Genomic DNA, 21,714 nt, shown 5'->3' with positions numbered 1-21,714 from the left:
ACCTCCCGATCCGCGCTCCGCACCGATCACCACGAGGAGAAAACCGTGTCCGTCTATCTGTACCGGTGGGGCAAGCTGGCCTTTCGCCGCAAATGGATCGTGCTACCCGTCTGGTTACTGTTCTTCCTCGTGCTCGGCGGCCTCGGCGCCCAGCTGCAGAAACCGATGACCGACGACTTCAGCATGCCCAACCTGCCGTCGGAGCGGGCCACCGAGATCCTGGACAAACACTTCCCCGGCATGTCCGAGGCCTTCGCCTTCGACGCCGTGACCGGCACCTATGTCGTCGGCGCCCCGGCCGGGCAGAAGCTCACCGATCCGGCCAACCGGCAAGCGCTGGACACGATGATCGCCCAGCTCGAACAGCTCGGCATCGTCGATCACAGCAAGCCGATCCCGAATCCGATCGCGCTGACCGAGGAGATGGGCTGCCTCGGCGCCGAGCGCGATCCGTCGACCTGCAGCGGCGCACCGCTGAACGTGCTGAACAAGACCGAACCCGACACCGTCGCCTACGTCAGCGTCCCGTTCACCATCAAGGAATTCGCCGACATCACCGCCGCCGACCGCGAGGCCGCGTACAACGCCGGTGACACCGCCCGCGCCGCCGGGCTGACGGTCGAGATCAGCGGCACGATCGCGATGGAACAGGAGATGCCCAGCGGCAAGTCGGAAATGATCGGTATGGCGGTGGCCCTGGTGGTCATGGTCGTGGCGTTCGGCGCGATCGTCGCCGCGTTCGTGCCGATCATCACCGCGATCGTCGGCCTCGGCGCGGCCACCTCGCTGATCTTCCTGTCCACCTCGGTGCTGGCGATCCCCAGCTTCACCACGTTCCTGGCCTCGATGATCGGCATCGCGCTCTCGATCGACTACGCGCTGTTCATCGTGTCCAGGTACAAACACGAACTGGCGGTGCAGGATTCAGCCGAGGAAGCGGCCGGTAGCGCGCTGGGCACGGCCGGTTCGGCGGTCGTGTTCGCCGGTTTGACCGTCATCATCGCGCTGGTCGGCCTGAGCATCGTCGGCGTGCGGTTCCTGACCTTCATGGGTCTGGGCGGCGCGGTCGCGGCGGCCTTCGCGGTGCTCACCGCGATCACGCTGATGCCCGCCCTGCTCGGCGCGTTCGGCAAGCACCTGTTCACACCGAAGCTGCCGGTGATCGCCCAGCACGATCCGGAAGACGACACCATCGTCACCAACGGCACCCGGTTCGCCCAGGTGATCGCCAAGTGGCCCGCGGTGACGATGGTGCTGGCGATCGTCGCCCTCGGTCTGCTGGCCGCGCCCGCGATCAACCTGAACCTCGGCCTGCCCGGCGAGGACAGCCTGCCCAAGTCGACCACCGTCCGTAAGGCCTACGACCTGCGCACCGAGGGCTTCGGCGAGGGCAGCAACGGCGTCCTGCAGATCGCCGTCGACCTCAGCGACACCCCCGCCGACCAGCGGCAGGCTGCCCTCGGCGCGTTGCGCGAGAAACTCGAGTCCTACCCCGATATGGAGCTGGTCACCGAACCGCAGCTCAGCCAGGACGGGGCGGGCGCGCTGATCAACGGAATTCCGAAGGCGGGCCCCAACGCGCAGTCGACCAAGGATCTGGTGCAGTCGGCCCGTGACGCCGAACCCGCGCTGCACGACCAGTACAAGATGTCGTACGGCATCACCGGCACCACCGCCATCTACGCCGACATCGACCACGTGCTGCTCAGCAAGATCGTCCCCTACATGGCGATCGTGGCGGGCGCCGCGTTCATCCTGCTGATCCTGGTGTTCCGCTCGATCCTGGTCCCGCTCACGGCCGCGCTCGGCTTCCTGCTGTCGATGGCGGCGACCTTCGGCGCCACCGTGCTGATCTTCCAGGAGGGCGAGCTCGGCCTGATCCAGGACCCGCATCCGCTGGTCAGCTTCCTGCCGATCATGTTGATCGGCTTGGTATTCGGCCTGGCCATGGACTACCAGGTGTTTCTGGTGACACGCATGCGCGAGGAATACGTGCACGGCGCCGACCCCACCGACGCCGTGGTCAAGGGCTATCACCACGGCGCGCGCGTGGTCACCTCGGCGGCGATCATCATGATCTCGGTGTTCGGCTCGTTCATGCTCGAGTCCGATGTCACCGCCAAGTCCATGGGCTTCGCGCTCGCGGCAGGCGTCGCGCTGGACGCGTTCGTCGTCCGGATGGTGCTCATCCCCGCGCTGCTGGTGCTGCTCGGCACATGGGCATGGTGGCTGCCGAAGTGGCTGGACAAGATCGTCCCCGACATCGACGTCGAGGGCGCCCGCCTGCGCGAACTACAGCAGCAAGAGAAAACCCCGGTACCCGCGCATACGTGACCGGGCTACTGGCTGGGTTGGGGTACCTCGCACTGGCTGACCCGCGGGTTCAGGCCGACATAGTTGGCCGGGCCCGCGGCAGCGGTGACCGCGATCGTCGCCCAGTCGGAGCATTCCTTGGGCAGATGCGCGAAGTAGTGTCGCTGGCCCGCGGCGAGCAGCCCGACGGCTACCCAGCCGAGAACGACGAGAACCATAAGCTTCCCCCCGAGCCCCATTCCGGACTTCGCGGGTGGCGGCTGTCGCCCGCGCATAAGACATCGTTCCTTCCCGGATTTCGGTACTACCAGTGTATTACGTCCGGTCTAAAAAAAGAGCCCCTCACCTGGCATATCAGGTGAGGGGCTCTGTGGCGGTGGCGGAGGGATTTGAACCCTCGGACGGGGGTTACCCGTCACACGCTTTCGAGGCGTGCTCCTTAGGCCGCTCGGACACGCCACCGCCGACTACGATACCGGAGGGGGTGCCGGATAGTTAAATCGGCTGGTCAGCGCTGGGTTCGGAAGAAATCGTCGAGGAGGGCGGCGCACTCGGGTTCGAGGATGCCGCCACGGACCTCGGGCCGGTGGTTGAGCCGGCGATCGCGCACGACGTCCCAGAGCGAGCCGACGGCGCCGGTCTTGGGTTCCCAGGCGCCGAAGACGACCTTGCCGACCCTGGCCAGCACGAGCGCCCCCGCGCACATCGTGCACGGCTCCAGGGTGACGGCCAAGGTCGCGCCTTCGAGCCGCCAGCCGTCGCCGTGGACGGCAGCGGCGGCGCGTAGCGCGAGGATCTCGGCGTGCGCGGTGGGATCGCCGAGGGCTTCCCTGGCGTTCGTCGCGCGCGCGAGTTCACGGCCGTCGGCATCGAAGACGACGGCGCCGACCGGCACATCGCGCGGGTCGGCGCCTGCGGCGGCCGCGATCGCGGCGCGCACCATGTCTTCGTCGGTCACCGAGGCAGTTTGTCCAGGACCGCCGCGAATTCGGTGGCGAAACCGAGCCGCTGGGCGATCATGCCGAGCTGCTCGTCGGGGTAGAGGTCGGTCTCGGCGAGGATCACGGCGAGCACCGGTTCCGGCAGGCCGAGGTCGGCCAGCACGCCGAGGTCGCCCTCTTCCCACGGTTCGATGTCGTCGAGTTCGTCGGGGTCGATGTCGGGGATCTCGACGTTGAGCGCGTCGAGGACGTCGGCGGCGATGTCGTAGTCGATCGCGGCGGTCGCGTCCGAGACGAGCAGGCGGGTGCCGCTCGGCGCGGGGCGCAACACGATGAAGAACTCGTCATCGACGTCGAGCAGCCCGAATACCGCTCCCGAGCTGCGTAATGCCTTCAATTCGGTCTCGGCGGCCGACAGGTCGACGAGTGCATCCTGGCTCAGTGGACTGCATCGCCACGTGCCTTCTTCGCGGACCACCGCCATGGCGAACCCTTCGACGTCGAAGTCGTCATCCGACGTCGCCCTGTTCGAGCCCGAGCGCTGTGCTGCCATGGACCAAACGGTAGTCTGTCCCACCCGTAATGATGAACTCGTGTGCCAATCTGTTCCGATGACCCTCGACCAGCGTGCCCCTGTCTGCGTCCTCGGAACCGGTTTGATCGGCGGCTCACTGCTGCGCGCCGCGGTCGCGGCGGGGTACGAGACGTTCGGTTACAACCGGTCGGATTCGGGTGCGGAGGCGGCCCGGCGCGACGGATTCGACGTCTCCGGCGAGCTGGCCGCGGTGCTGCGGCGAGCGGCCGACACCGACGCGCTGCTGGTGCTGGCCGTGCCGATGCCCGCGGTCGAACACATCCTCACCGAGATCGCCGCCATCGCGCCGCGGTGCCCGCTGACCGATGTGGTGAGCATCAAGGGCCCGGTCGCCGACGCGGTGCGCAAGCACGGCCTCGAGGCGAACTACGTCGGCGGGCATCCGATGGCGGGCACCGCCGAATCGGGCTGGGCGGCAACTGATCCCGAGCTGTTCCGCGGCGCGGTGTGGGCGGTCGGCGTCGACGAGGGCACCCGGGCCGAGCCGTGGACGCGGGTGGTGCGGCTGGCGCTGGCCTGCGGCTCGGTCGTGGTTCCGGTGGTCGCCGACGAGCATGATCAGGCGGTCGCGCGGATCTCGCATCTACCGCATGTGCTGGCCGAAGCGCTGGCGGCGGCGGGCGCGGCCGGTGGCGCGCTGTCGCTCGGCCTGGCCGCGGGGTCCTTCCGCGACGGCACGCGGGTGGCAGGCACCGCGCCCGACCTGGTGCGGGCCATCTGTGAACCGAACGCCGCCGCGCTCGGGCAGGTGCTCGACGAGACGATCGCGGCGCTGATCACCGCACGGGACACCCTGCGCTCGGACGGCACCCTCGGCGATGTTGTCGAGGCGGGTTACCGCGGTCGCACCGCCTACGACGGGCACGCGCGCTGGGAGATCACCGGCATCGTGCCCGGTACCGGCGATTGGCTCGGCGAACTGCACCGGGCCGGTCGGCGCGGTGGGGTACTCCGCGCGCTGTGAACCTGGTTGGGCGTCAGACTCGTTCGGCGAGTCCCGGGTAGTCGAGCACGAAACCCTCCGGATCGACGGTCAGCGTCGCGCTCGAGACCGGGGACAGCACGTTGATGCCGTCGGAGGCGCTCGAGTAGGTGAGTTCGGCCTCCTGCACCAGCAGGTCGGGCAGGCGCACGTAGACGACCGGGACCTGCATGTCGCCGACCGCGTTCTGCAGGCCGAACCGGCGGATCGGCAGGGTATTGAAGAACGGGCTCAGCACCACGTCGACATCGAGCGCCCCGGCGAACAGGGAACGCACATGGCTGCCGCCCGCGTCGACGAGCCAGTAGTTCTCCTCGTCGCGGGAGATGGAGGCGTGGCGTTCACCCGCGGCTGTGGTGGTGCGCAACGACAACCGCCGGGTCGCGCCCGCCTCGTCGGTGACCAGATCGTAGGACGCGCTGAACGCCGGGTGCTCACCGCAGGCGCTGCCGATCATCCTGCCCGCTGCCCTGATCCGGTTGCCGTTGAGCGTCACGCGGACCGATTCCATCCGGGTGTTGTCGTGGGAGCGCCAGGTGAGTACCGCCGGCCACCGGGAAGCCGGTCTGATCTCGGTGGGGCCGTCGGCTGGGCCCGGGGCTGGGGTCGTCACCTCTCTACGGTAAGCGACACCAGCCCCGTGGCTGTACAACACGGTGGCATCAGACCAGCGAATCCCGCCATGCGGCGTGCAGGCCCGCGAAGCGGCCCTGTCCGGCGATCAACTCGGCGGGTGCGCCGTCCTCGACAATCCGGCCCGCGTCGAGCACCAGCACCCGGTCGGCAATGGCGACAGTCGACAGCCGGTGCGCGATGATCACCGCGGTGCGCTCGCGCAACAGCGTCTCCAGCGCGTGCTGGACCAGCCGCTCGCCGGGGATGTCGAGGCTCGACGTCGCCTCGTCCAGCACGATCACCGCGGGGTCGGCCAGGAACACCCGGGCGAACGCGACCAGCTGACGCTGGCCCGCCGAGAGCCTGCCGCCGCGGGTACGAACGTCGGTCGCGTACCCGTCGGGCAGCGACGCAACGAACGCGTCCAATCCGACCGCACGCGCCGCCGCCGCGACCTCGGCATCGGTCGCGTCCGGCCTGCCGAGCCGGATGTTGTCGGCGATGGTGCCGGAGAACAGGTAGGCCTCCTGGGTGACCATCACGACGTGCCTGCGCAGCTCGGCGTCGGCCAGCCTGCGCAGGTCGACACCGTCGAGGGTGATCGTGCCGCCGCTCGGGTCGTAGAACCGGGTGAGCAGCTTGGCCAGCGTCGACTTGCCCGCGCCGGTGGCGCCGACCAGCGCCACCACCTGCCCGGCCGGGATGACCAGGTCGAACTCCGGCAGCACCGGGGAATCGGCGTGGTAGCCGAACCAGACCTCGTCCATCCGCACCAGGCCCGTCGCCCGGTCGAGGGCGATCGGGTCGCCGGGTTCGGCGACCGCGGGCTCTTCCTCGAGCATGCCCGAGATCTTCTCCAGCGCCGCCGCGGCGGACTGGTAGGAGTTGAACACCTGCGCGAGTTCGTCGAGCGGGCCGTAGAACTGGTCGAGGTAGAGCAGGTAGGCGGCGAGCACGCCGATCGCGAGGTTGCCCTCCATCACCTGCCACGCGCCGACCAGCAGCACGATCACCGTGGTCACCTTGCCGATGAAGTTCGACAGGCCGGCGTAGTCGCCCATGCCGCGGATCGCGGTGGTGGTCGCCCGCTGGTACTCGCTGTCCTCGGCGCCGAGCACCTCTTGGTTGCGGTCTTCCCGGCGGAACGCCTGCACCGCGCGCATGCCGCTCATCGACTCGACGAACTGCACGACGACGCGCGCGATCGCGCCGCGCGTGCGCCGGTAGCCCGCCCGCTGGCGCCGCTGCGCCCACCGGGTCACCAGCACCAGCGGCACGAATCCGAGCAGCACGATCGAGGCCAGCATCGGATCCAGCCAGACCAGCAGCACCGCGATGGTGACGACCGACAGAATCGCGCTGAAGGCCTGGTTGAGCGCGCCTTCGAGCAGTTCCTGCAGGGTCTCGATATCGCTGGTGAGCCGGGTGACGACCTTGCCCGAGGTGTACTTCTCGTGGAACGACACGCTCAGCCGCTGCGTGTGCCGGAACGCGCGCACCCGCAGGTCGAACAGCACCCGCTGACTCAGCGAACCGGACGCACGCAGGAAGAAGTACGTGGTCAGGCCCGCCAGCACGGTGACGGCGAGGAACCCGGCGACGGCCGCCACCAGCGGCGTCCAATTGCCCTGCCGCCCTTGGCTGATGCCGTGGTCGACGCCGTAGGCGATGAACAGCGGCATCGACACCTTGGCCGCGTTGTCGAGCAGGATCAGCACGAAGGTGAGCACCGCCTGCTTGCGGTAGGGCCGCACCAGGTCGAACAGGAGCCGCCGGGATCGCCCGGCCAGCACCAGGTTTCCGGTGCCGGTGACGGTGTCGTCCTCCTTGGCGATGCCACGCCAATCCGCCGCCCGATCGGTCTGATCGGGCGCGATGGTGTCGGTGTCGGTGTCGGTGTCGGTGGTCATGATTCACCTCCCATCAGTTCGCGGTAGCGGCTGTTGGTGCGCAGCAGTTTCTCGTGAGTGCCCTCGGCGACGATGCGCCCGTCAGCGAGCAGGGCGACGCGATCGGCCAGCGCCGCCGTCGACGGCCGGTGCGCGACCAGCAGCGTGGTGGCGCCGGCGAGCACCGTGCGCAGCTGATCCTGCACGCGCTCTTCGGTTTCCACGTCCAGCGCCGAGAGCGGATCGTCGAGCACCATGATCCGGCCGTGCTCGGCGGCGGCCTCGCCGGTAAGCACCGCCCTGGCCAGGGCGAGCCGCTGACGCTGCCCGCCGGACAGGCTCATGCCCTGCTCGCCGATCCTGGTGTCGAGCCCCCAGGGCAGCGCGTCGACGAACTCGCTCGCCTGGGCGATGTCGAGCGCCTGGCGCACATCGGCGTCGGTGGCACGCGGATCGCCCAGTGCCACGTTCTCGCGCACGCTGGCCGAGAACAGCACCGGCTCCTCGAAGGCCACCGTCACCACCCGGCGCAGGTCGGCCAGACGCAGGGTGGCGATGTCGACGCCGTCGATGGTGATGCTGCCGTCGTCCACGTCGTAGAGCCGGGGAATCAGTTCCAGCAGCGCGGTCTTGCCGCTGCCGGTCGCACCGACCAGCGCGACGGTCTCGCCCGGCCGGATCCGCAGCGAGATGTCTTCCAGCACGGCCTTTTCCGACCGATCCTCGCCGGTCGGGTAGGCGAAGCGGACGTGGTCGACGACCAGTTCACCGCGCACAGTCGCGGGCAGGCTCACCGGGTGCGGCGGGTCGGTGATGTCGAGCGGGGTATCCATGATCTCCCAGAACCGGTCGGCGGCGGTGCGTGCCTCGAACAGTTCCGAGAGCAGGAAGCCCGTCCAGATGATCGGCCACTGCAGGAATGTCGCCAATGTGATGCTCGCGACCAGCGTGCCGATCGTCATCGACCCCTGCACCACCGAGTAGCCACCGACGCCGAGCGACACCGCGATCGAGACCGTCGGCAGAGTCACCAACGCAGCCCACAGCGTGGCGTCCAGGCGCACCTTCTCCAGCTCGGTCTTCTGCAGTTCGCGCGACAGCGCGGTGAAGCGCGAGCCGAAGAAACCGCCGCGTCCGAGCGCCTTGAGCACACGCACGCCCTGCGCCGACTCCTGGGCGATGGTCGCCAGGTCGCCGGACTGATCCTGCGAACGCCGCGAAGCCACCTCGAACCGGTTCACGAAGCGCACGCACATCAGCATCAACGGCAGCGAGAGCACCGTGAAGATCAGTCCCACTTGCCAGTTCATGGCGAACAGGGCGATCAGGCCGGTGGGCAGAACGATGCCGTGGACGATGAGGAACGGTCCGGTGAACGCGACGAACCGCCGCAGCTCGGCCAGATCGTCGATCGCGCGCGATAGCAGCTGACCCGACTGCCAGCCGTCGTGCCGACCGATCGAGAGCGCCTGGAGCTGGCCGAAAAGCTTGGCCCGCATCCGGATTTCGAACAGTGTCGACGGCTTGGACACCAGCCATCGCCGACCCCACATGCCGAAGGAGTCCAGCGCGCCGAGAAAGAAGATCAGCGCTACCGGCGCCAGCAGACCCGCGAAGTCCCGCCGCGCGATCGGCCCGTCGATCACCCGGGCGATGACCAGCGGGATCGCGATGGCAGTACAGACCATGAGGATGGCGAGCACATTGGCCGCGATCAGCGGCACCCGGTAAGGCCGGAGGTAGGGCAGAAACCGCCGCAGAGATCGCAATCTCCCGCTCGGCAACGGCGAAGGCCGCCCCGATCTGTCGGCCTCCGATTCGGTGGCCGCCAGCTCCAAAGTGACAGACAAGACTCCCCCTTGATGTCCGGTGGATGGTTTGTTTCCGGAACGGACGCCCAGTGATGTTCGCACCGGGGTCCGACAAGTCGGCCCACCAAGAGTCCCACCGGACCGCCACCGGGAGCCACTGATTTTCCTCGATACAATGCGCGGCAAGCGCGAGTAGCGGGGCGCTCCAACCAGTACAGGAGGGTCGTTGACGCGGATGGTCGGGCTGTTCGCCGGGATCGGCGGGCTCGAACTCGGCCTCGGCAGGCACGGCTGGTCGACCGAGTTGCTGTGTGAGATCGACCCCGGCGCGCAGGGTGTCCTCGCGGCCCACTTCCCGGAGACTCCGCTGCACGGCGACATCACCCGTCTGCGTTCCCTGCCCGCGGGCACCGAGCTGGTCGCCGCCGGTTTCCCCTGCCAGGACCTCTCCCAGGCCGGGCGGACCGCCGGCATCACCGGACGTCGTTCGGGCCTGGTCGACGAGGTGTTCCGGCTGGTCCGCCGCCGGCGTGGGCCGCGGTGGCTGCTGATCGAGAACGTCCCGTTCATGCTGCAGCTGGGTCGTGGCGCGGCCATGCGGCACATCACGGGCGCGCTGGAGGAACTCGGCTACACGTGGGCATATCGCGTCGTCGACGGCCGCGCGTTCGGGCTACCGCAGCGGCGACAGCGGGTGCTGATGCTGGCCTCGCGCACCGAGGATCCGCGGGAGGTGCTGTTCGGCGACGACGCGGGCCCGCGCGAGTACGGCGACGCGGACCGCGATCCGTGTGGCTTCTATTGGACCGAGGGTGTGCGTGGTCTCGGCTGGGCGGTGAACGCGGTGCCGACGCTGAAGGGCGGATCGGGTCTCGGCATCGCCAGTCCGCCTGCGGTCCGGCTGCCCGCGGGCGAGATCGTCACGCCGGGCATCGTCGACGGTGAGCGTTTGCAGGGCTTCGACGCCGAGTGGACCGCGCCCGCACTCGATGTGCCCGGTGTCCGGCACGGGCATCGCTGGAAGCTGGTGGGCAATGCGGTCAGCGTGCGGATGGCGAACTGGGTCGGCGAGCGGTTGGCCGCGCCGTCCGCGCCGTTGACGGTGGGGGAACCGCTGCGACCGGGCTCACCCTGGCCGACCGCGGCCTGGGGGCGCGCCGGTGTGGTGCATCGGGTGCCGTTGTCGACCTGGCCGGTGCACGAGCCGTATGAGGATCTGAAGAACTTCCTCACCGAGCCGCGTCTGCTCTCGCCACGCGCCACCGCGGGCTTCCTGCGCCGTACCGAGATGGGCAATCTGCGTTTCCCGCCCGGTTTCCTCGACGACGTGCGCGACCATCTCGACCGTATGGGCGGCTGGGCGGCATGAACGCGTGGCGGGTACCGGACGGGGGTGGTTCGCCGCCGGTTTCCAAGCCCGTCACCGATGCCGCGACCAGTGCGCGCATGTCCCGCCAGAAGCGCGTTGATACGACCCCTGAGCTGGCGTTACGCCGCGAGCTCCATCGCGCGGGCCTGCGCTATTTCGTCGATCGCGCGCCCATCAAAGGCCAGCGGCGACGCGCCGACGTGGTCTTTCCCCGCCTGCACATCGCCGTCTATGTGGACGGCTGCTTCTGGCATCGGTGCCCGGAACACGCGACCGATCCGAAGAACAATGCCCAGTGGTGGGCGGAGAAACTGGCCGGCAATGTGGCGCGGGACCGGGCCACCGATGCCGCGCTGATCGAAGCGGGCTGGCAGGTCGTGCGGGTGTGGGAACACGAGGATCCCCAGGTAGCGGCCGAACATATCCGTGCGCTGGTGCGCGAGCGTTCACCCGGTCAGGAACAGGGCCCGACCAGCTGATTCGACGTACCGTGCCCGATCGGCGGGTGGATCAGCGACGACGCGGGTTGCTCCGTACTCGGACACGCACCAGCGACCGTGGCGCGTTGGCCGCGGCGTAGCCGGAGACCGCCATCGCCAGGAACATGGCGAAGCCGGCCAGTGCGATCACGTAGCTCATCGAAGACCTCCCGGTTGGTTGCGACACCACCCTGCCCGGCGAACCTGACAACAACCTGTGCGCGCTGTGATGAAACCACGTACCCACCGTTCGACGCGCCCGATCCGCTCGAAAGACCGGGTGGTCTCCGCCGGGCAGCACAATGGTCGATGTGCCCGCGTCCACCCGGATATCCCGTGGCTATCCACTGCTGATCGCCGCTGCGATCGCGGTTGCCGGCCTGTGCTATTCGTCCTGGGTGCTGGAGTTCGTCCTGCCGATCGACACCGATCCGGTCAACTCCTTCCTCAGCGAACTCGACGCGGAGGGCAAGCCCTACCGGGTGGTGTTCGCCACAGCGGACAAGCTGGTCGGCCTGCTGCTGATCCCGGCCGCGATCGGCGGGCTGCTGGTGTTCCGTCGCCGCCGGTTGACCACCGTCGGCTGGGTGGCCCTCGCGTGTTTCGGCGCGTCGACGATCGCCGACGCGATGCTTCCGCTCCGCGACTGTGACCCAGCGGTCAGCGCGTGCGGCGGGTTGTTCCCGCAGCTGCATCAGCCGCACGCGCTGACCAGCACGCTGGCCGTCACCTCGATCGCGGTGGCGGCGTTCGCGTTCAGCGCCGCCGCCTACCGGTACCACCGCTGGTGGATCCTGCGCGAGTTCGGTGTGGTCGTGCTCGTCGTCGGGTCGGCGGCGACCATCTGGATGCTGGTCGCCGACAACCTGTCCGGCTCGTATGCCCTCGGCATCGCCCAGCGCATCCAGGTCGGGTCGATGTCGCTGTGGCTGCTCGCACTGGCCGCCGCCGTGCTCGTCGAGGCCGGGGAGTGGACTACTTGACGATGATCTTCACCGTGTAGCCGTCGAGCTTCGCCGGCAGCTTGGTGGTGTCGACCGCGAGCACCTCACCGCTGTCCTGAACGCCGTTGGGCAGCGTCTTGGGCTTCAGGCCGAACGGCGGCTGCTCGCCCTGGCCGGCGGCCAGGCCGAAGTCGCTGTCGTTGGCGATGTAGATGGTCTTGCCGTCGTCGGTGGTGGCGATGCCTTCGATCTTGTCGTGGCCGAAGAACCGGCCCTTCTCGTCGAGGGCCACGACCAGCGCCGACAGGTCGAGGTTGCTCTTCTTGGCGACCGGGGTGACGCCCACCTCGGTCAGCGCGGCGACCGCTCCCGCGGTCGGGGTGACACCGACGAGGGTTTCCAGCGGCTTGCCGTGGATCTGCAGGCCGCCCTTCTCGGCGTCGTAGGTCGTACCGGGGACGGCCGATTGCGGGCCGACATCCGTCGCGCCGGCGATGTCGATGGTCCAGATCTTCTTGTCCGACTTGGGCGCGAGGTTGCCGTCACGCTCGTCGACCAGGAATGTGGTCGCGCTCAGCGCGGTGATCTCCGAGACGGCAACCTCGGTCTGCTTCGGGTTCTCCAGCGGATACAGGAATTCCTTCTGCGCCTTGGTTTTCAGATCGACGGTGACGATGCGCGCGAACGGCACCTCCTTGGCCGAGCCGCTCAGGCCGGGGGTGTTGAGCGCGCTCTGCACCACGCCGACCAGCGTGCTGCCGTCGGGCGTGACGGTCAGGCCTTCCATGCCCTGGTTCGGGGTGCGCAGCGCGATCTCCTTCGGCAGGCCGTTGCCGGGCGACAGGCGCTCGAGCTCGGTGCCCGTGGCGTCGAAATGCACCAGGAACGGCCCGTATTCGTCGGACACCCAGAAGGTGCCGTCGGGGAGGGCGACGAGGCCCTCGGGGTCGAGGCCGTGATCGGTGGGCGGCAGCACCGTGCCCTGTAGATCCTTGATCGTCTCCCCGGTACTGGCCGCGGTGTCGACCTGGCCGTTGAACGGCACGCCCGACTTGTTGCGCAGCTCGATGCTCGATTGCAGCACCGCCTTGTTGCCGACCAGCTTGAACCGGCCGATCTTGGGCACGAAGGCCGGTGTGGGCGAGAGCTTTTCGTTCTTCGCCGGGCCGTCCACGTTGGGGCCGCGGTCGGTGAGGCCGTAGAACTCGTCCGCGCTACCCGGCACCGTGGTCCATGCCGAACCGAAGCCGCTGCCCTGCACGGTGGTGCCGCCGTACTCACCGAGCACCGGAATGTCGGTGGTGTAGAGCCGAACCGCGTCGGTGGTGGTGACCGTGAACTGGTCGAGCCCCTTGTAGCCTGCGATCGGCGTGTAGACGTAAGAGCCGTCGGTGCGCCGGGTCAGATTGCCGTGCTCGGGCTCGAGGCTCACTCCGAGAACCGCGCTCATGCCGGACTTGGCGACCAGGTCGTCGAGGGAGATGACCAGCGGCTGGTCCTTGCTCACGGTGAAGTCGGCATCCGAGCCGGGCGTCGAGCAGCCCACGGCGACAGCGGCCGCGCACAGCGCGGCGCTGAGCGGGAGGAGGCGGAAACCTGGACGTGCGTTCATCTTACCTGCGTACCGCCTCGAACCGACCAGCAGCCGACCGGCAAATGAATTGTCATCCACTGCCCGGTGGACCATTCTGGCTGCCATGACCACAACTCGGGTGAACATCTCTTCTGCCTCCGATTTCGAAGATGTCGTGGGGTATTCGCGGGCGGTGCGGGTGGGCGATCACGTCATGGTCAGTGGGACGACGGCTGCCGTCCCCGGCGGTGGCGCGGTCGGCGGCGACGACATCGGCGCGCAGGCCACCGAGGTGCTCGCCCGGATCGCCACCGCGCTCGAGCAAGCGGGCGCGAGCCTGCGGGATGTGGTGCGCACCCGCATGTTCGTCACCGATATCTCCCGCTGGCCCGAGGTCGCCGCCGCCCATGCCGCGGTGTTCGGCACGATCCGCCCCGCTGCCGCCATGTACGAGGTGACCGCGCTGATCGCTCCCGAACTGCTGATCGAGATCGAGGCCGACGCGATCGTCGCCGGCTGAATCGTCACACGCGGCCGGTCCCCGGCCCTGGCGTCAGACGCGAGAATTCCCCAGTTATCCACAGGTTTACGGTTATCCACAGACCTGCGCAGACACCGTCGTGAACGCCGGTGCCGACCGGGCCGGGCAACTACGCTCGGACCTGTGACCAGCGCAACGACCACTCCCACCGACCTGCTCGCCCAGGTCGCCGCGTCCACCGCCCGTTTCGACGCGGCGATCGGCGCGCTCACCGACGCCGAGCTGAGCGAGCCGTCTCTGCTGCCCGGCTGGACTCGCGGGCACGTCGTCGCGCACATGTCGCGCAACGCCGACAGCCTGCTGAACCTGCTGCTGTGGGCGCACACCGGCATCGAGATCCCGCAGTACGCCAGCGCCGCCATCCGCGACGCCGACATCGAGGCGGGCGCGCCGCGGCATCTCGACGTCCAGCACGCCGACTTCACCGCCTCCGCCCACCGCTGGCAGGCCGTGGCCACCACGATGCCCGCCGCGGACTGGCAGGCGGTGGTCCGCAACCGGCAGGGCGGTTCGCTCACCGCCGACCAGATTCCGTGGATGCGCCTGCGCGAGACCGAGATCCACCATGTCGACCTCGGCGTCGGCTACACCCCTGCCGACTGGCCCGCCGCCTTCGTCGCCCGTTTGCTCCCTGAAGCCATCGCCGATGTCTCGGCGAAGATGATCCCCGACGCGACCCCGACATTCGACATCCAGGCCACCGACACCGACTTCATCGCCACCGTCGGCCCCGGCCGCCCGCACCACACCGTCCTCGGCCCATCCTCCGCCCTGCTCGCCTGGCTCCTCGGCCGCTCCACCGGCGCCGACCTCACCGGCCCGCTGCCACCGCTGCCCGCCTGGAAGTAGTGCAGGTCAGTACCTGAATCACCCTCTCGGCCCGTCTCTTTCGGCAGGTCGTGCTCGCGGCATCGCACATCAGAACAGTGTTCCTTATTGCGCACACTGTTCGGTTATGCGTACAGTGTGCGTACAACGCGAACAGCGTACGAAACGAAAGAGAGATCGCCATGAACGCCACTTCCCTCGACCTGCACCGCACCGTCGTCCTGCCCGTCCGCGCGGTACGCGCCGGACTCGGCGCCGCCGCCGACGAGGACCCCGCCGTCGTCGCCCGCCGGACCGCGAAGGTCGCTCCCGCGCTGGCGGCCGCGGCCGAGCAGGTCGCCGAGATCCGCGACACGGTGGCCGGCTCCGAGCGCCACTGGGGTAGCGCAGCGGCCGATCGGCATGCGCGAAAGGCCATGGCCGACACCGTGGCCCGACTGGACGGCTACCAGGGCGAGCTGGCAGGCGCCGCCGCCGCGCTGACCCGCTGACCCGACCTGATACCCGAGAGAGACACGCGATCATGAGCACTTTCGACAGCGACCTGGCCGCCTTCGTCACCGCGACGGCCGCCGAGTACGGAATCCCCGGCGCCGCGGTGGGCATCACCCTCGACGGCGCCGAGTTCACCGCCTGCCACGGGGTGACCAGCATCGACAATCCGCTGCCGGTCGACGAGAACACCGTCTTCCAGCTGGGCTCGGTGTCCAAGAGCTACACCGCGACCGTGTTGCTGCGCCTGGTCGCCGACGGCCGCGTCGAGCTCGACGCCCCGGTGCGGCGGTACCTGCCAGAGCTCACCCTCGCCGACGAACAGCTCGCCGCCGAGGTCACCGTCGGACACCTGCTCAACCACACCGCCGGCCTGGACTGGAAGCTGGATGCCGAGACCGGCGACGGCGACGATGCGCTGGCCCGCTTCGTCGACCGGCTGCCCGAGCTCCCCGTGATCGCCCCGCTCGGCGCCCGCGCGTCCTACAGCCAGTCCGGCTACAGCCTGGCGGGCCGGGTGATCGAGAAGGTCACCGGGCTCACCTTCGAGCAAGCGGTCCGCACCCTGCTGTTCGACCCGATCGGCCTGCGGCACAGCTTCTTCACCGCCGCCGAGGTACTGCCCCACCGCTTCGCCGTCGGCCATACCGCCGACGACAACGGCGAGCTGTCGGTGCTGCGGCAGTGGGGCGACAACCGCGCCAACAATCCGGGCGCAGGCGTGGCCTCCTCGGTGGCCGACCAGTTGCGCTGGGCCCGTTTCCATCTCGGCGACGGCCACACCGCCGACGGCGAATCCCTGCTGCCCACCCCCCTACTGCACAGCATGCGCGAGCAGACGGCGGCACTGCGCGCCAGCTCCCTCGGTGACGGCTTCGGGATCTGCTGGTTCCTGCGCGACGTCGACGGTGTGCGCACGGTCGGTCACGGCGGTTCGGGCTACGGCCAGTTCGCCGAACTGCTGACCGTGCCCGACCGCGGATTCGCCGTCGTCGCCCTCTCGAACGCGGGCCCCGACGCCGGCCTGGCCTTCAACCAGGCCGTCCTGCGCTGGGCACTCGAGCACTACCTCGGCCTCGTCGAACGCGACCCCGAGCCCCTCCCCTACGACGCCGCCCGCGCCGCCGAGATGGCAGGCGTCTACGAAAACGACATGATGCGGCTCACGATCGCCGACTCCGGCACCGCCGTGTCCATCGACGCCAGGATCAAGCCCGAAATCCGCGCGGCCTCCGACACCGAACTGCCCGACGACCTCCCCTTCGCCGACCTCGGCCTTCGCCCCGACGACGAATACTTCGTCACCGAAGGCGGCCTCACCGGCCAACGCGGCTACTTCAGCCGCGACACCACCGGCACCATCACCGGCGTAGACCTCGCGGGCCGCCTCTTCTCCCGCGTCCCCTGATCGCGGCCGACGCGGTGGAACATGCCGCCGCAAACGAAAATCCGCCTCCTACCGGTTTGCACCGATAGGAGGCGGATTGTTGTGCGCCCGAAGGGATTCGAACCCCTAACCTCTTGATCCGTAGTCAAGTGCTCTATCCGTTGAGCTACGGGCGCATGGTCTTCAGTTGTACCCGGCGAACCGGGTGTGGCGGAGGCGAGAGGATTTGAACCTCCGGTCCCCGTGAAGGGACAACTCATTAGCAGTGAGTCCCATTCGGCCGCTCTGGCACGCCTCCTGGAGCCTTCTCTTTCGAGGGCACCGGTCCTTGTCGAACCGCCGGGAATGAAGATTACACGAGCAGTTCATGTAGTCCAAAACGCCTGGTCAACTAGCGTAAGTTGCTGTCGAACCAGTCGTAGATACGGGTCTGGGAATCGATCCGGATGGCGTTGGCCGCGTCGTCGTCCGGATCGGGTCGGTCGGCGCGGTGGCTGAGGCCGGGGTAGGTGATGGTGAGACTGGCCACATTCGCCCGTGCGGTCGCGTCGCGCAGCTGGTCGACGGCCTCGGGTGGGGTGGCGGGATCGTCGGCGCCGAACAGGCCGAGCCAGGGCGCCTGCAGGCTGGAGGCGATCTCGACCAGGGCGATGTCCTGGTCGGGCAGCGGCTCGGTGATGCCGGCGGCGGCCACGCTCACCGCCGCGCCGATGGGCCGGTTCGTGGCGACGAGGAAGGCGGCGGTGCCCGCGGAGTCGAAACCGAGCACCCCGATGGTGTCGGGGAAGACGCCGCGGCGGGTGAGCCAGTCGAAGCCCGCGTCGAAGTCGTCGAAGAGTTCGTCGCCGAACACCTCGTGCACCTGCGCGCCGGCGATCCGGTCGAACAGGTGTGGGGCGACGACGATCCAGCCCTCGAAGGCCAGCGCCCGCATCAGGTCCAGCAGCTGGGGCGAGAACTCGCGGGACTCGTGCAACAGGACGATGCCGCCGCGGGCGACCCGCTCCGGTTCGACGACAGTGATGGGCACAGACGTACGCGTCGCAGCAAGGGCCGTGCCTGCGGCGCTGTCGGCGGTGGGCTCCGCCACCCGCAGCGGAGCGACGTCGTCGTAGGTGCCCGACATAGAACCAGCGTAGGCCGAACGGTCGGCCTTGGGTAGGTTCCGACCAGGCCTCGACCGCCGGAAACACCATTCACTTAGGGTGGAGGCGTGACAGCGCACATCCGGCCCGACCTCGCCACCATCCCGGCCTACGTTCCCGGCCGTAGCCACCCCGATGCGGTGAAGCTCGCGTCGAACGAGACGACCTTCGGGCCGCTGCCGAGCGCCGCCAAGGCGATCGCGGAGTCGGCCGAGCAGGCCAACCGGTACCCGGACAACCAGGTCGCCGAGCTGCGGGCCGCGCTGGCCGATTTCCTGGACGTGACCGTCGCGAATGTCGCCGTCGGCTGCGGCAGCGTCGCGCTGTGCCAGGAGCTCGTGCAGATCACCTGCGACGCGCCGACCGACGAGGTGGTGTTCGCGTGGCGCTCGTTCGAGGCGTACCCGATCGTCACCCAGGTGGGTAATGCCACCGCGGTGCCGGTGCCGCTGGCCGAGGGCTACCTGCACGATCTGGACGCGATGGCCGACGCGGTCACCGAGCGGACCAAGCTGATCTTCGTCTGCAACCCGAACAACCCCACCGGCACCGCGCACGGGCGCGCCGAGCTGGAGCGGTTCATCGACCGGGTGCCCGCGCACGTGCTCGTCGTGCTGGACGAGGCCTACTACGAGTATCTGCGGCTGACTCCCGAGAGCAGGCCCGATGGTGTCGAGATCGGCCGCACCCGGCCGAATGTGGTTGTCCTGCGGACGTTCTCGAAGGCCTACGGCCTGGCGGGCCTGCGCGTCGGCTACGCCGTCGGCGATCCGGAGGTGATCACCGCGCTGCTCAAGGTGCACATCCCGTTCAGCGTGAACCGGGTGGCGCAGGCGGCCGCGATCGCCTCGCTGGAGGCGCGCGGCGAACTCCTCGATCGGACCGATGTGCTGGTCGCGCATCGGCACCAGGTGCGCGACGCGCTGCTGGCCGCCGGCTATCAGGTGCCCTCGAGCGAGGCCAATTTCCTCTGGCTGCCGCTGGGTGAGCGCAGCACCGCCTTCGCCGAGGCGAGTGCCGCCGCGGGCGTGCTGGTGCGTCCGTTCGCCGGTGACGGTGTGCGGGTCACGATCGGCGATTCGCACGAGAACGAGCAATTCCTCGCGTTCGCCACGGCACCGGAGACGGCCGCCCGATTCCGTTAGGTCAGCGCACGGTCAGCATGTCTTGACGTCAGTCACGGTGGGATTACCGCGATTTCGAGCACACTGCCAGCACACCGGTCGTAGGCTGGCGTGCAGTGAATTCTCGGTGTTCGAAGCTGCCCGACCGGAGATGTACCGTGAACCAACGCTCTCGCCCTGCTGTCTGCGAAAAAGCTTCCACCACAGTCATTTCGACCGGCGGCATCGCTCCGGGCGGCACCGACCTCGACCGTCGCCTACGTGAATGCGACGAGTTCTTCCGCCACCCCGAGCTGGGACATCTTCCCCTCCAGCGACGTCGCGGCGCGCTCGCCGAACTCCGCGACACCGGCACCTACCGGCAGACCGCCGAGGAAGTCCTGATCGGCGCGAAGTTGGCCTGGCGCAATCACGCTCGCTGCGTCGGACGCAAACATTGGCGCTCGCTCAAACTGCTCGACGCCCGCCGAGTTACTTCCGCGCGAGAGCTTTCCGACGCGTGCTGGCAGCATCTGCGCCTGGCCACCAACGGCGGCGCGATCCAATCGATGATCACGGTCGGCCCGCAGTACGAACCCGGCCGCGGCGAGTACCGGATCGTGAGTTCACAGCTGATCCGCTACGCCGGCTACCCCAACGGCGACGGAACCGTCACCGGCGACCCCGCCAATATCGCCGCCACCGAGCAGGCGACCGCCCTCGGCTGGCGCGGCGCGCGCACGCCCTTCGACGTGCTACCGGTGCTGATCAGCACGCCCGACGAAGGCCTGCGGTACTTCGACGTTCCGCGCGAACTGGTCCGCGAGGTCGACCTGATCCATCCCGGCTATCCATGGTTCGCCACCCTCGGGCTGAAATGGCATGCGCTACCCGCTGTTTCGAATATGGACCTGGAGGTCGGCGGCATCACCTATCCGTTCGCCCCGTTCAACGGCTGGTACGTCGGCACCGAGATCGGCGCGCGCAACCTCAGCGATACCGACCGCTACAACATGCTCCCGCTGATCGCCGACATGATGGGCCTCGACACCTCGTCGGTGCGCACGCTGTGGCGCGACAAAGCCCTGATCGAGCTGAATCACGCAGTCCTGCACAGCTTCCGGGCCTCGGGTGTGCACATGGTCGACCACCACACCGTCGCCAAGCAGTTCTGCGATCACGTCCAGCGCGAGGAAGCCGCGGGCCGCCGCTGCCCCACCGACTGGAGCTGGATCAACCCGCCGATCTCCGCGGTCCTCACCCCCACCTTCCACCGCTACTACGACGAGCCGGACCTCGACATCCGCCCCAACTTCGTCAAGCGCGTCGACGGCTGAGCCACCCACAGCGCCACCGTGATGAAGACGATCTGCTCGGGAATCCGGAACCACAGCGGCGTCGGCGGCTCATCGTCGAGCGGGATGTCCGCCAGTGCCGCATGGATATTGGCGGGCAGCATCACCACGAACAGCACGGCAAGGGCGACCCCCGCGCCGGCACGGGTGGCGCGCACCACCAGACCGGCGGCGCCGAGTAGTTCCAGGAGGCCGGTCACGTACACCATGACGTGCGGGAACGGGACGTATGTCGGCACCATCGCGGTGAGGTCGTCGTGGCTGGGCATCACGGTCACGCTGTCGGGCATGAAATGCGCGATGCCGGTGGCGGTGAGCATGACCGCGAGTCCGTGGGCGGCGCACTCGCGCCAGGTGCCGAACCGGGCGATCCCGGCCGCGCCGAGCAGGCGCAGGAGCACGGTGGGGACGAAGAGCAGGAGCAAGGTCGTGAACATCGTGATTCCTCGGGGTACCGGTGGTCAGGCGGTGAAGAACAGGCCGGCGCCGTAGGCGTCGCGGGCGGAGACGAAGAAGCCGTCCGCGGTCGAGATCGTCGGTGTGCCACCGTCTTCGACGAGCTCGCGGGCCGCGGTGACGTCGTCGACCCGGATGGTCACGGCGGCCGGGTAGGAGGCGGCGGGGGCGGGCTCGTCGGGCAGGACCTCGCCCGTGTCGCTCGCCCGAACGAGTTCGAGCCGCGCCGGGCCGACGGTGAACAGCGTGAGCGGGCCCTCGTGTTCGGGTGTCCGGTCCAGGATGGCGCGGTACCGGTCGGCGACGGCGGCGAACGCGGCGTCCTCGACGACGAAGAGCACCGAGCCGATCCCGCGGGCGCCGTTGGCGTGGCGCAGGTAGCGGGGTTGGTGGACGTATTCGCGGGTCAGGTGCTGGGCGATGCCGAGGTAGGTCTCGGGGGTGGCACGTGGATCGAGGTGGACGGCGCGGGCCCGCAGGGTGCGGGTGCCGTCCTCGGTGTCGACATCGCGTTCGAGCTCGAGCACACCGGAGGTACGCAGGCCCGCCTCGGTCAGATGGCGGTCGGCCTTGTCGGCGTCGGAGGTCTCGAGGTTGAGCAGGCGCAGGCCCTCGTACTCGTCGGCCATCGCCTTCGTATGCCACGGGTCGGGCGCCGACTCGTCGACGATGCCGAGCAGTTCCAGATAGGAATCGCCGAAGAGGGCGCACAGGTTGGCGGTGCAGCCCTCGACGGGCGGCCTGCCGGGCTCAGCGCCGAGGAGATGGCGGGAACGCGGGCTGAGGGTGAAGCCGAGGGAGCGGTATCGGCGCTCCAGGCCGTCGAGATCCCTGGTGAGGATACCGACGTGGTGGATGCCGCTGATGTCTGCTGTCATGACGCCGATCGTGGTTCG

At 68.8% G+C, this 21,714-nt stretch carries 22 protein-coding genes and 3 tRNA genes; 11 read left to right on the top strand and 14 right to left on the bottom strand.

The annotated features are described in order from the left end of the window. Positions 1–45 precede the first annotated feature (45 nt). On the top strand, positions 46–2,334 hold the full coding sequence (locus ACFVAV_RS17400) for an MMPL family transporter (protein ID WP_379035909.1): 2,289 nt from the start codon (positions 46–48) through the stop codon (positions 2,332–2,334). A 5-nt stretch (positions 2,335–2,339) separates the two neighbouring features. Here ACFVAV_RS17400 and ACFVAV_RS17395 read toward each other — a convergent pair whose 3' ends face one another. The 4 genes from ACFVAV_RS17395 to ACFVAV_RS17380 all read right to left on the bottom strand — a co-directional run bounded on the left by ACFVAV_RS17395 (position 2,340) and on the right by ACFVAV_RS17380 (position 3,807). After that, complete coding sequence (locus ACFVAV_RS17395; RefSeq protein ID WP_218721347.1) at positions 2,340–2,531, bottom strand: hypothetical protein; 192 nt, start codon at positions 2,529–2,531, stop codon at positions 2,340–2,342. 153 nt (positions 2,532–2,684) lie between these two features. Beyond that, a tRNA-Ser gene (locus tag ACFVAV_RS17390) sits at positions 2,685–2,775 on the bottom strand. Positions 2,776–2,821: 46 nt separating this feature from the next. Next, positions 2,822–3,256, bottom strand: a complete 435-nt coding sequence (locus ACFVAV_RS17385) for a nucleoside deaminase (protein ID WP_379035952.1) — start codon at positions 3,254–3,256, stop codon at positions 2,822–2,824. An 11-nt stretch (positions 3,257–3,267) separates the two neighbouring features. After that, positions 3,268–3,807, bottom strand: a complete 540-nt coding sequence (locus tag ACFVAV_RS17380; RefSeq protein ID WP_378854241.1) for a tRNA adenosine deaminase-associated protein — start codon at positions 3,805–3,807, stop codon at positions 3,268–3,270. 58 nt (positions 3,808–3,865) lie between these two features. Here ACFVAV_RS17380 and ACFVAV_RS17375 point away from each other — a divergent pair, with 58 nt between their 5' ends. Continuing rightward, the gene (locus tag ACFVAV_RS17375; protein ID WP_379035908.1) at positions 3,866–4,813 is read left to right on the top strand and encodes a prephenate dehydrogenase; all 948 of its coding nucleotides are present in this window, start codon (positions 3,866–3,868) and stop codon (positions 4,811–4,813) included. A gap of 13 nt (positions 4,814–4,826) precedes the next feature. Here ACFVAV_RS17375 and ACFVAV_RS17370 read toward each other — a convergent pair whose 3' ends face one another. From ACFVAV_RS17370 to ACFVAV_RS17360, 3 genes are read right to left on the bottom strand one after another with little or no spacing between them, the layout of a single operon-like run. After that, on the bottom strand, positions 4,827–5,444 hold the full coding sequence (locus ACFVAV_RS17370) for a putative glycolipid-binding domain-containing protein (RefSeq protein ID WP_379035907.1): 618 nt from the start codon (positions 5,442–5,444) through the stop codon (positions 4,827–4,829). 49 nt (positions 5,445–5,493) lie between these two features. After that, positions 5,494–7,356, bottom strand: a complete 1,863-nt coding sequence (locus tag ACFVAV_RS17365; RefSeq protein WP_379035906.1) for an ABC transporter ATP-binding protein — start codon at positions 7,354–7,356, stop codon at positions 5,494–5,496. Beyond that, on the bottom strand, positions 7,353–9,059 hold the full coding sequence (locus ACFVAV_RS17360) for an ABC transporter ATP-binding protein (RefSeq protein ID WP_379035905.1): 1,707 nt from the start codon (positions 9,057–9,059) through the stop codon (positions 7,353–7,355). Before ACFVAV_RS17360 ends, ACFVAV_RS17365 begins: the two co-directional genes overlap by 4 nt. Positions 9,060–9,381: 322 nt before the next feature. Here ACFVAV_RS17360 and ACFVAV_RS17355 point away from each other — a divergent pair, with 322 nt between their 5' ends. Further along, on the top strand, positions 9,382–10,515 hold the full coding sequence (locus tag ACFVAV_RS17355) for a DNA cytosine methyltransferase (RefSeq protein ID WP_379035951.1): 1,134 nt from the start codon (positions 9,382–9,384) through the stop codon (positions 10,513–10,515). Then, positions 10,512–10,994 (top strand): very short patch repair endonuclease, encoded by a 483-nt coding sequence (locus ACFVAV_RS17350; RefSeq protein WP_379035904.1) that lies wholly within the window; start codon positions 10,512–10,514, stop codon positions 10,992–10,994. The genes ACFVAV_RS17355 and ACFVAV_RS17350 overlap by 4 nt, the downstream gene beginning before the upstream one ends. A gap of 31 nt (positions 10,995–11,025) precedes the next feature. Here ACFVAV_RS17350 and ACFVAV_RS17345 read toward each other — a convergent pair whose 3' ends face one another. Then, entirely contained in the window at positions 11,026–11,154 is a 129-nt protein-coding gene (locus tag ACFVAV_RS17345) for a hypothetical protein (RefSeq protein ID WP_379035902.1), read from the bottom strand. A 142-nt stretch (positions 11,155–11,296) separates the two neighbouring features. On the opposite strand from ACFVAV_RS17345, the gene ACFVAV_RS17340 reads away from it, so the two are divergent. After that, positions 11,297–11,977: a DUF998 domain-containing protein gene (locus tag ACFVAV_RS17340; RefSeq protein ID WP_379035901.1), complete on the top strand. Its 681-nt coding sequence runs from the start codon at positions 11,297–11,299 to the stop codon at positions 11,975–11,977. On the opposite strand, the gene ACFVAV_RS17335 is transcribed toward ACFVAV_RS17340, so the two are convergent. Next, on the bottom strand, positions 11,970–13,550 hold the full coding sequence (locus ACFVAV_RS17335) for an esterase-like activity of phytase family protein (protein WP_379035900.1): 1,581 nt from the start codon (positions 13,548–13,550) through the stop codon (positions 11,970–11,972). The genes ACFVAV_RS17340 and ACFVAV_RS17335 overlap by 8 nt on opposite strands. An 85-nt stretch (positions 13,551–13,635) precedes the next feature. Between ACFVAV_RS17335 and ACFVAV_RS17330 the strand changes: the two genes are divergently transcribed. The 4 genes from ACFVAV_RS17330 (at position 13,636) to ACFVAV_RS17315 (ending at position 16,780) form a co-directional block, all read left to right on the top strand. Continuing rightward, positions 13,636–14,031, top strand: a complete 396-nt coding sequence (locus ACFVAV_RS17330) for a RidA family protein (RefSeq protein WP_379035899.1) — start codon at positions 13,636–13,638, stop codon at positions 14,029–14,031. 144 nt (positions 14,032–14,175) lie between these two features. Continuing rightward, on the top strand, positions 14,176–14,901 hold the full coding sequence (locus ACFVAV_RS17325) for a maleylpyruvate isomerase family mycothiol-dependent enzyme (RefSeq protein WP_379035898.1): 726 nt from the start codon (positions 14,176–14,178) through the stop codon (positions 14,899–14,901). A 161-nt stretch (positions 14,902–15,062) separates the two neighbouring features. Then, positions 15,063–15,371, top strand: a complete 309-nt coding sequence (locus ACFVAV_RS17320) for a hypothetical protein (protein WP_379035897.1) — start codon at positions 15,063–15,065, stop codon at positions 15,369–15,371. A gap of 32 nt (positions 15,372–15,403) precedes the next feature. Continuing rightward, complete coding sequence (locus ACFVAV_RS17315; protein WP_379035896.1) at positions 15,404–16,780, top strand: serine hydrolase domain-containing protein; 1,377 nt, start codon at positions 15,404–15,406, stop codon at positions 16,778–16,780. A gap of 82 nt (positions 16,781–16,862) precedes the next feature. Here the strand turns inward: ACFVAV_RS17315 and ACFVAV_RS17310 are convergent. The 3 genes from ACFVAV_RS17310 to ACFVAV_RS17300 all read right to left on the bottom strand — a co-directional run bounded on the left by ACFVAV_RS17310 (position 16,863) and on the right by ACFVAV_RS17300 (position 17,885). Further along, a tRNA-Arg gene (locus ACFVAV_RS17310) sits at positions 16,863–16,935 on the bottom strand. Positions 16,936–16,967: 32 nt separating this feature from the next. Continuing rightward, positions 16,968–17,057, bottom strand: a tRNA-Ser gene (locus tag ACFVAV_RS17305). Between the two features lie 93 nt (positions 17,058–17,150). Then, a complete protein-coding gene (locus ACFVAV_RS17300) occupies positions 17,151–17,885 on the bottom strand; it encodes a dienelactone hydrolase family protein (RefSeq protein WP_379035895.1) in 735 nt (244 codons plus the stop codon). Positions 17,886–17,972: 87 nt separating this feature from the next. Here ACFVAV_RS17300 and hisC point away from each other — a divergent pair, with 87 nt between their 5' ends. Next, positions 17,973–19,049 carry a histidinol-phosphate transaminase gene (gene hisC, locus ACFVAV_RS17295; RefSeq protein ID WP_379035894.1) on the top strand — a complete coding sequence of 359 codons (1,077 nt, stop codon included), beginning with the start codon at positions 17,973–17,975 and terminating at the stop codon, positions 19,047–19,049. Positions 19,050–19,237: 188 nt separating this feature from the next. Further along, the gene (locus tag ACFVAV_RS17290) at positions 19,238–20,344 is read left to right on the top strand and encodes a nitric oxide synthase oxygenase (protein ID WP_379035950.1); all 1,107 of its coding nucleotides are present in this window, start codon (positions 19,238–19,240) and stop codon (positions 20,342–20,344) included. Here the strand turns inward: ACFVAV_RS17290 and ACFVAV_RS17285 are convergent. Next, positions 20,287–20,799: a hypothetical protein gene (locus ACFVAV_RS17285; RefSeq protein WP_379035893.1), complete on the bottom strand. Its 513-nt coding sequence runs from the start codon at positions 20,797–20,799 to the stop codon at positions 20,287–20,289. The two genes, ACFVAV_RS17290 and ACFVAV_RS17285, sit on opposite strands and share 58 nt — an antisense overlap. Before the next feature lie 24 nt (positions 20,800–20,823). Beyond that, on the bottom strand, positions 20,824–21,696 hold the full coding sequence (locus ACFVAV_RS17280; protein WP_379035892.1) for a VOC family protein: 873 nt from the start codon (positions 21,694–21,696) through the stop codon (positions 20,824–20,826). Positions 21,697–21,714: the final 18 nt, after the last annotated feature.

Origin of the sequence: Nocardia sp. NPDC057663 (assembly GCF_042799895.1) — a bacterium.
GTDB lineage: Bacteria > Actinomycetota > Actinomycetes > Mycobacteriales > Mycobacteriaceae > Nocardia.
The sequence above is the reverse complement of the archived record's forward strand: the minus strand, read 5'-3'. Positions and strand labels throughout refer to the sequence as shown.

Excerpts from the sequence above, each read along its gene's own strand:
- ACFVAV_RS17320 (WP_379035897.1), top strand. The coding sequence starts at position 15,063 with ATGAACGCCACTTCCCTCGACCTGCACCGCACCGTCGTCCTGCCCGTC.
- ACFVAV_RS17395 (WP_218721347.1), bottom strand. The coding sequence starts at position 2,531 with ATGGTTCTCGTCGTTCTCGGCTGGGTAGCCGTCGGGCTGCTCGCCGCG.
- ACFVAV_RS17375 (WP_379035908.1), top strand. The coding sequence starts at position 3,866 with ATGACCCTCGACCAGCGTGCCCCTGTCTGCGTCCTCGGAACCGGTTTG.
- ACFVAV_RS17300 (WP_379035895.1), bottom strand. The coding sequence starts at position 17,885 with ATGTCGGGCACCTACGACGACGTCGCTCCGCTGCGGGTGGCGGAGCCC.
- ACFVAV_RS17385 (WP_379035952.1), bottom strand. The coding sequence starts at position 3,256 with ATGGTGCGCGCCGCGATCGCGGCCGCCGCAGGCGCCGACCCGCGCGAT.
- ACFVAV_RS17355 (WP_379035951.1), top strand. The coding sequence starts at position 9,382 with ATGGTCGGGCTGTTCGCCGGGATCGGCGGGCTCGAACTCGGCCTCGGC.
- ACFVAV_RS17335 (WP_379035900.1), bottom strand. The coding sequence starts at position 13,550 with ATGAACGCACGTCCAGGTTTCCGCCTCCTCCCGCTCAGCGCCGCGCTG.
- ACFVAV_RS17380 (WP_378854241.1), bottom strand. The coding sequence starts at position 3,807 with ATGGCAGCACAGCGCTCGGGCTCGAACAGGGCGACGTCGGATGACGAC.
- ACFVAV_RS17315 (WP_379035896.1), top strand. The coding sequence starts at position 15,404 with ATGAGCACTTTCGACAGCGACCTGGCCGCCTTCGTCACCGCGACGGCC.
- ACFVAV_RS17365 (WP_379035906.1), bottom strand. The coding sequence starts at position 7,356 with ATGACCACCGACACCGACACCGACACCGACACCATCGCGCCCGATCAG.
- ACFVAV_RS17285 (WP_379035893.1), bottom strand. The coding sequence starts at position 20,799 with ATGTTCACGACCTTGCTCCTGCTCTTCGTCCCCACCGTGCTCCTGCGC.
- ACFVAV_RS17340 (WP_379035901.1), top strand. The coding sequence starts at position 11,297 with ATGGTCGATGTGCCCGCGTCCACCCGGATATCCCGTGGCTATCCACTG.
- ACFVAV_RS17280 (WP_379035892.1), bottom strand. The coding sequence starts at position 21,696 with ATGACAGCAGACATCAGCGGCATCCACCACGTCGGTATCCTCACCAGG.
- ACFVAV_RS17330 (WP_379035899.1), top strand. The coding sequence starts at position 13,636 with ATGACCACAACTCGGGTGAACATCTCTTCTGCCTCCGATTTCGAAGAT.
- ACFVAV_RS17350 (WP_379035904.1), top strand. The coding sequence starts at position 10,512 with ATGAACGCGTGGCGGGTACCGGACGGGGGTGGTTCGCCGCCGGTTTCC.
- ACFVAV_RS17345 (WP_379035902.1), bottom strand. The coding sequence starts at position 11,154 with ATGAGCTACGTGATCGCACTGGCCGGCTTCGCCATGTTCCTGGCGATG.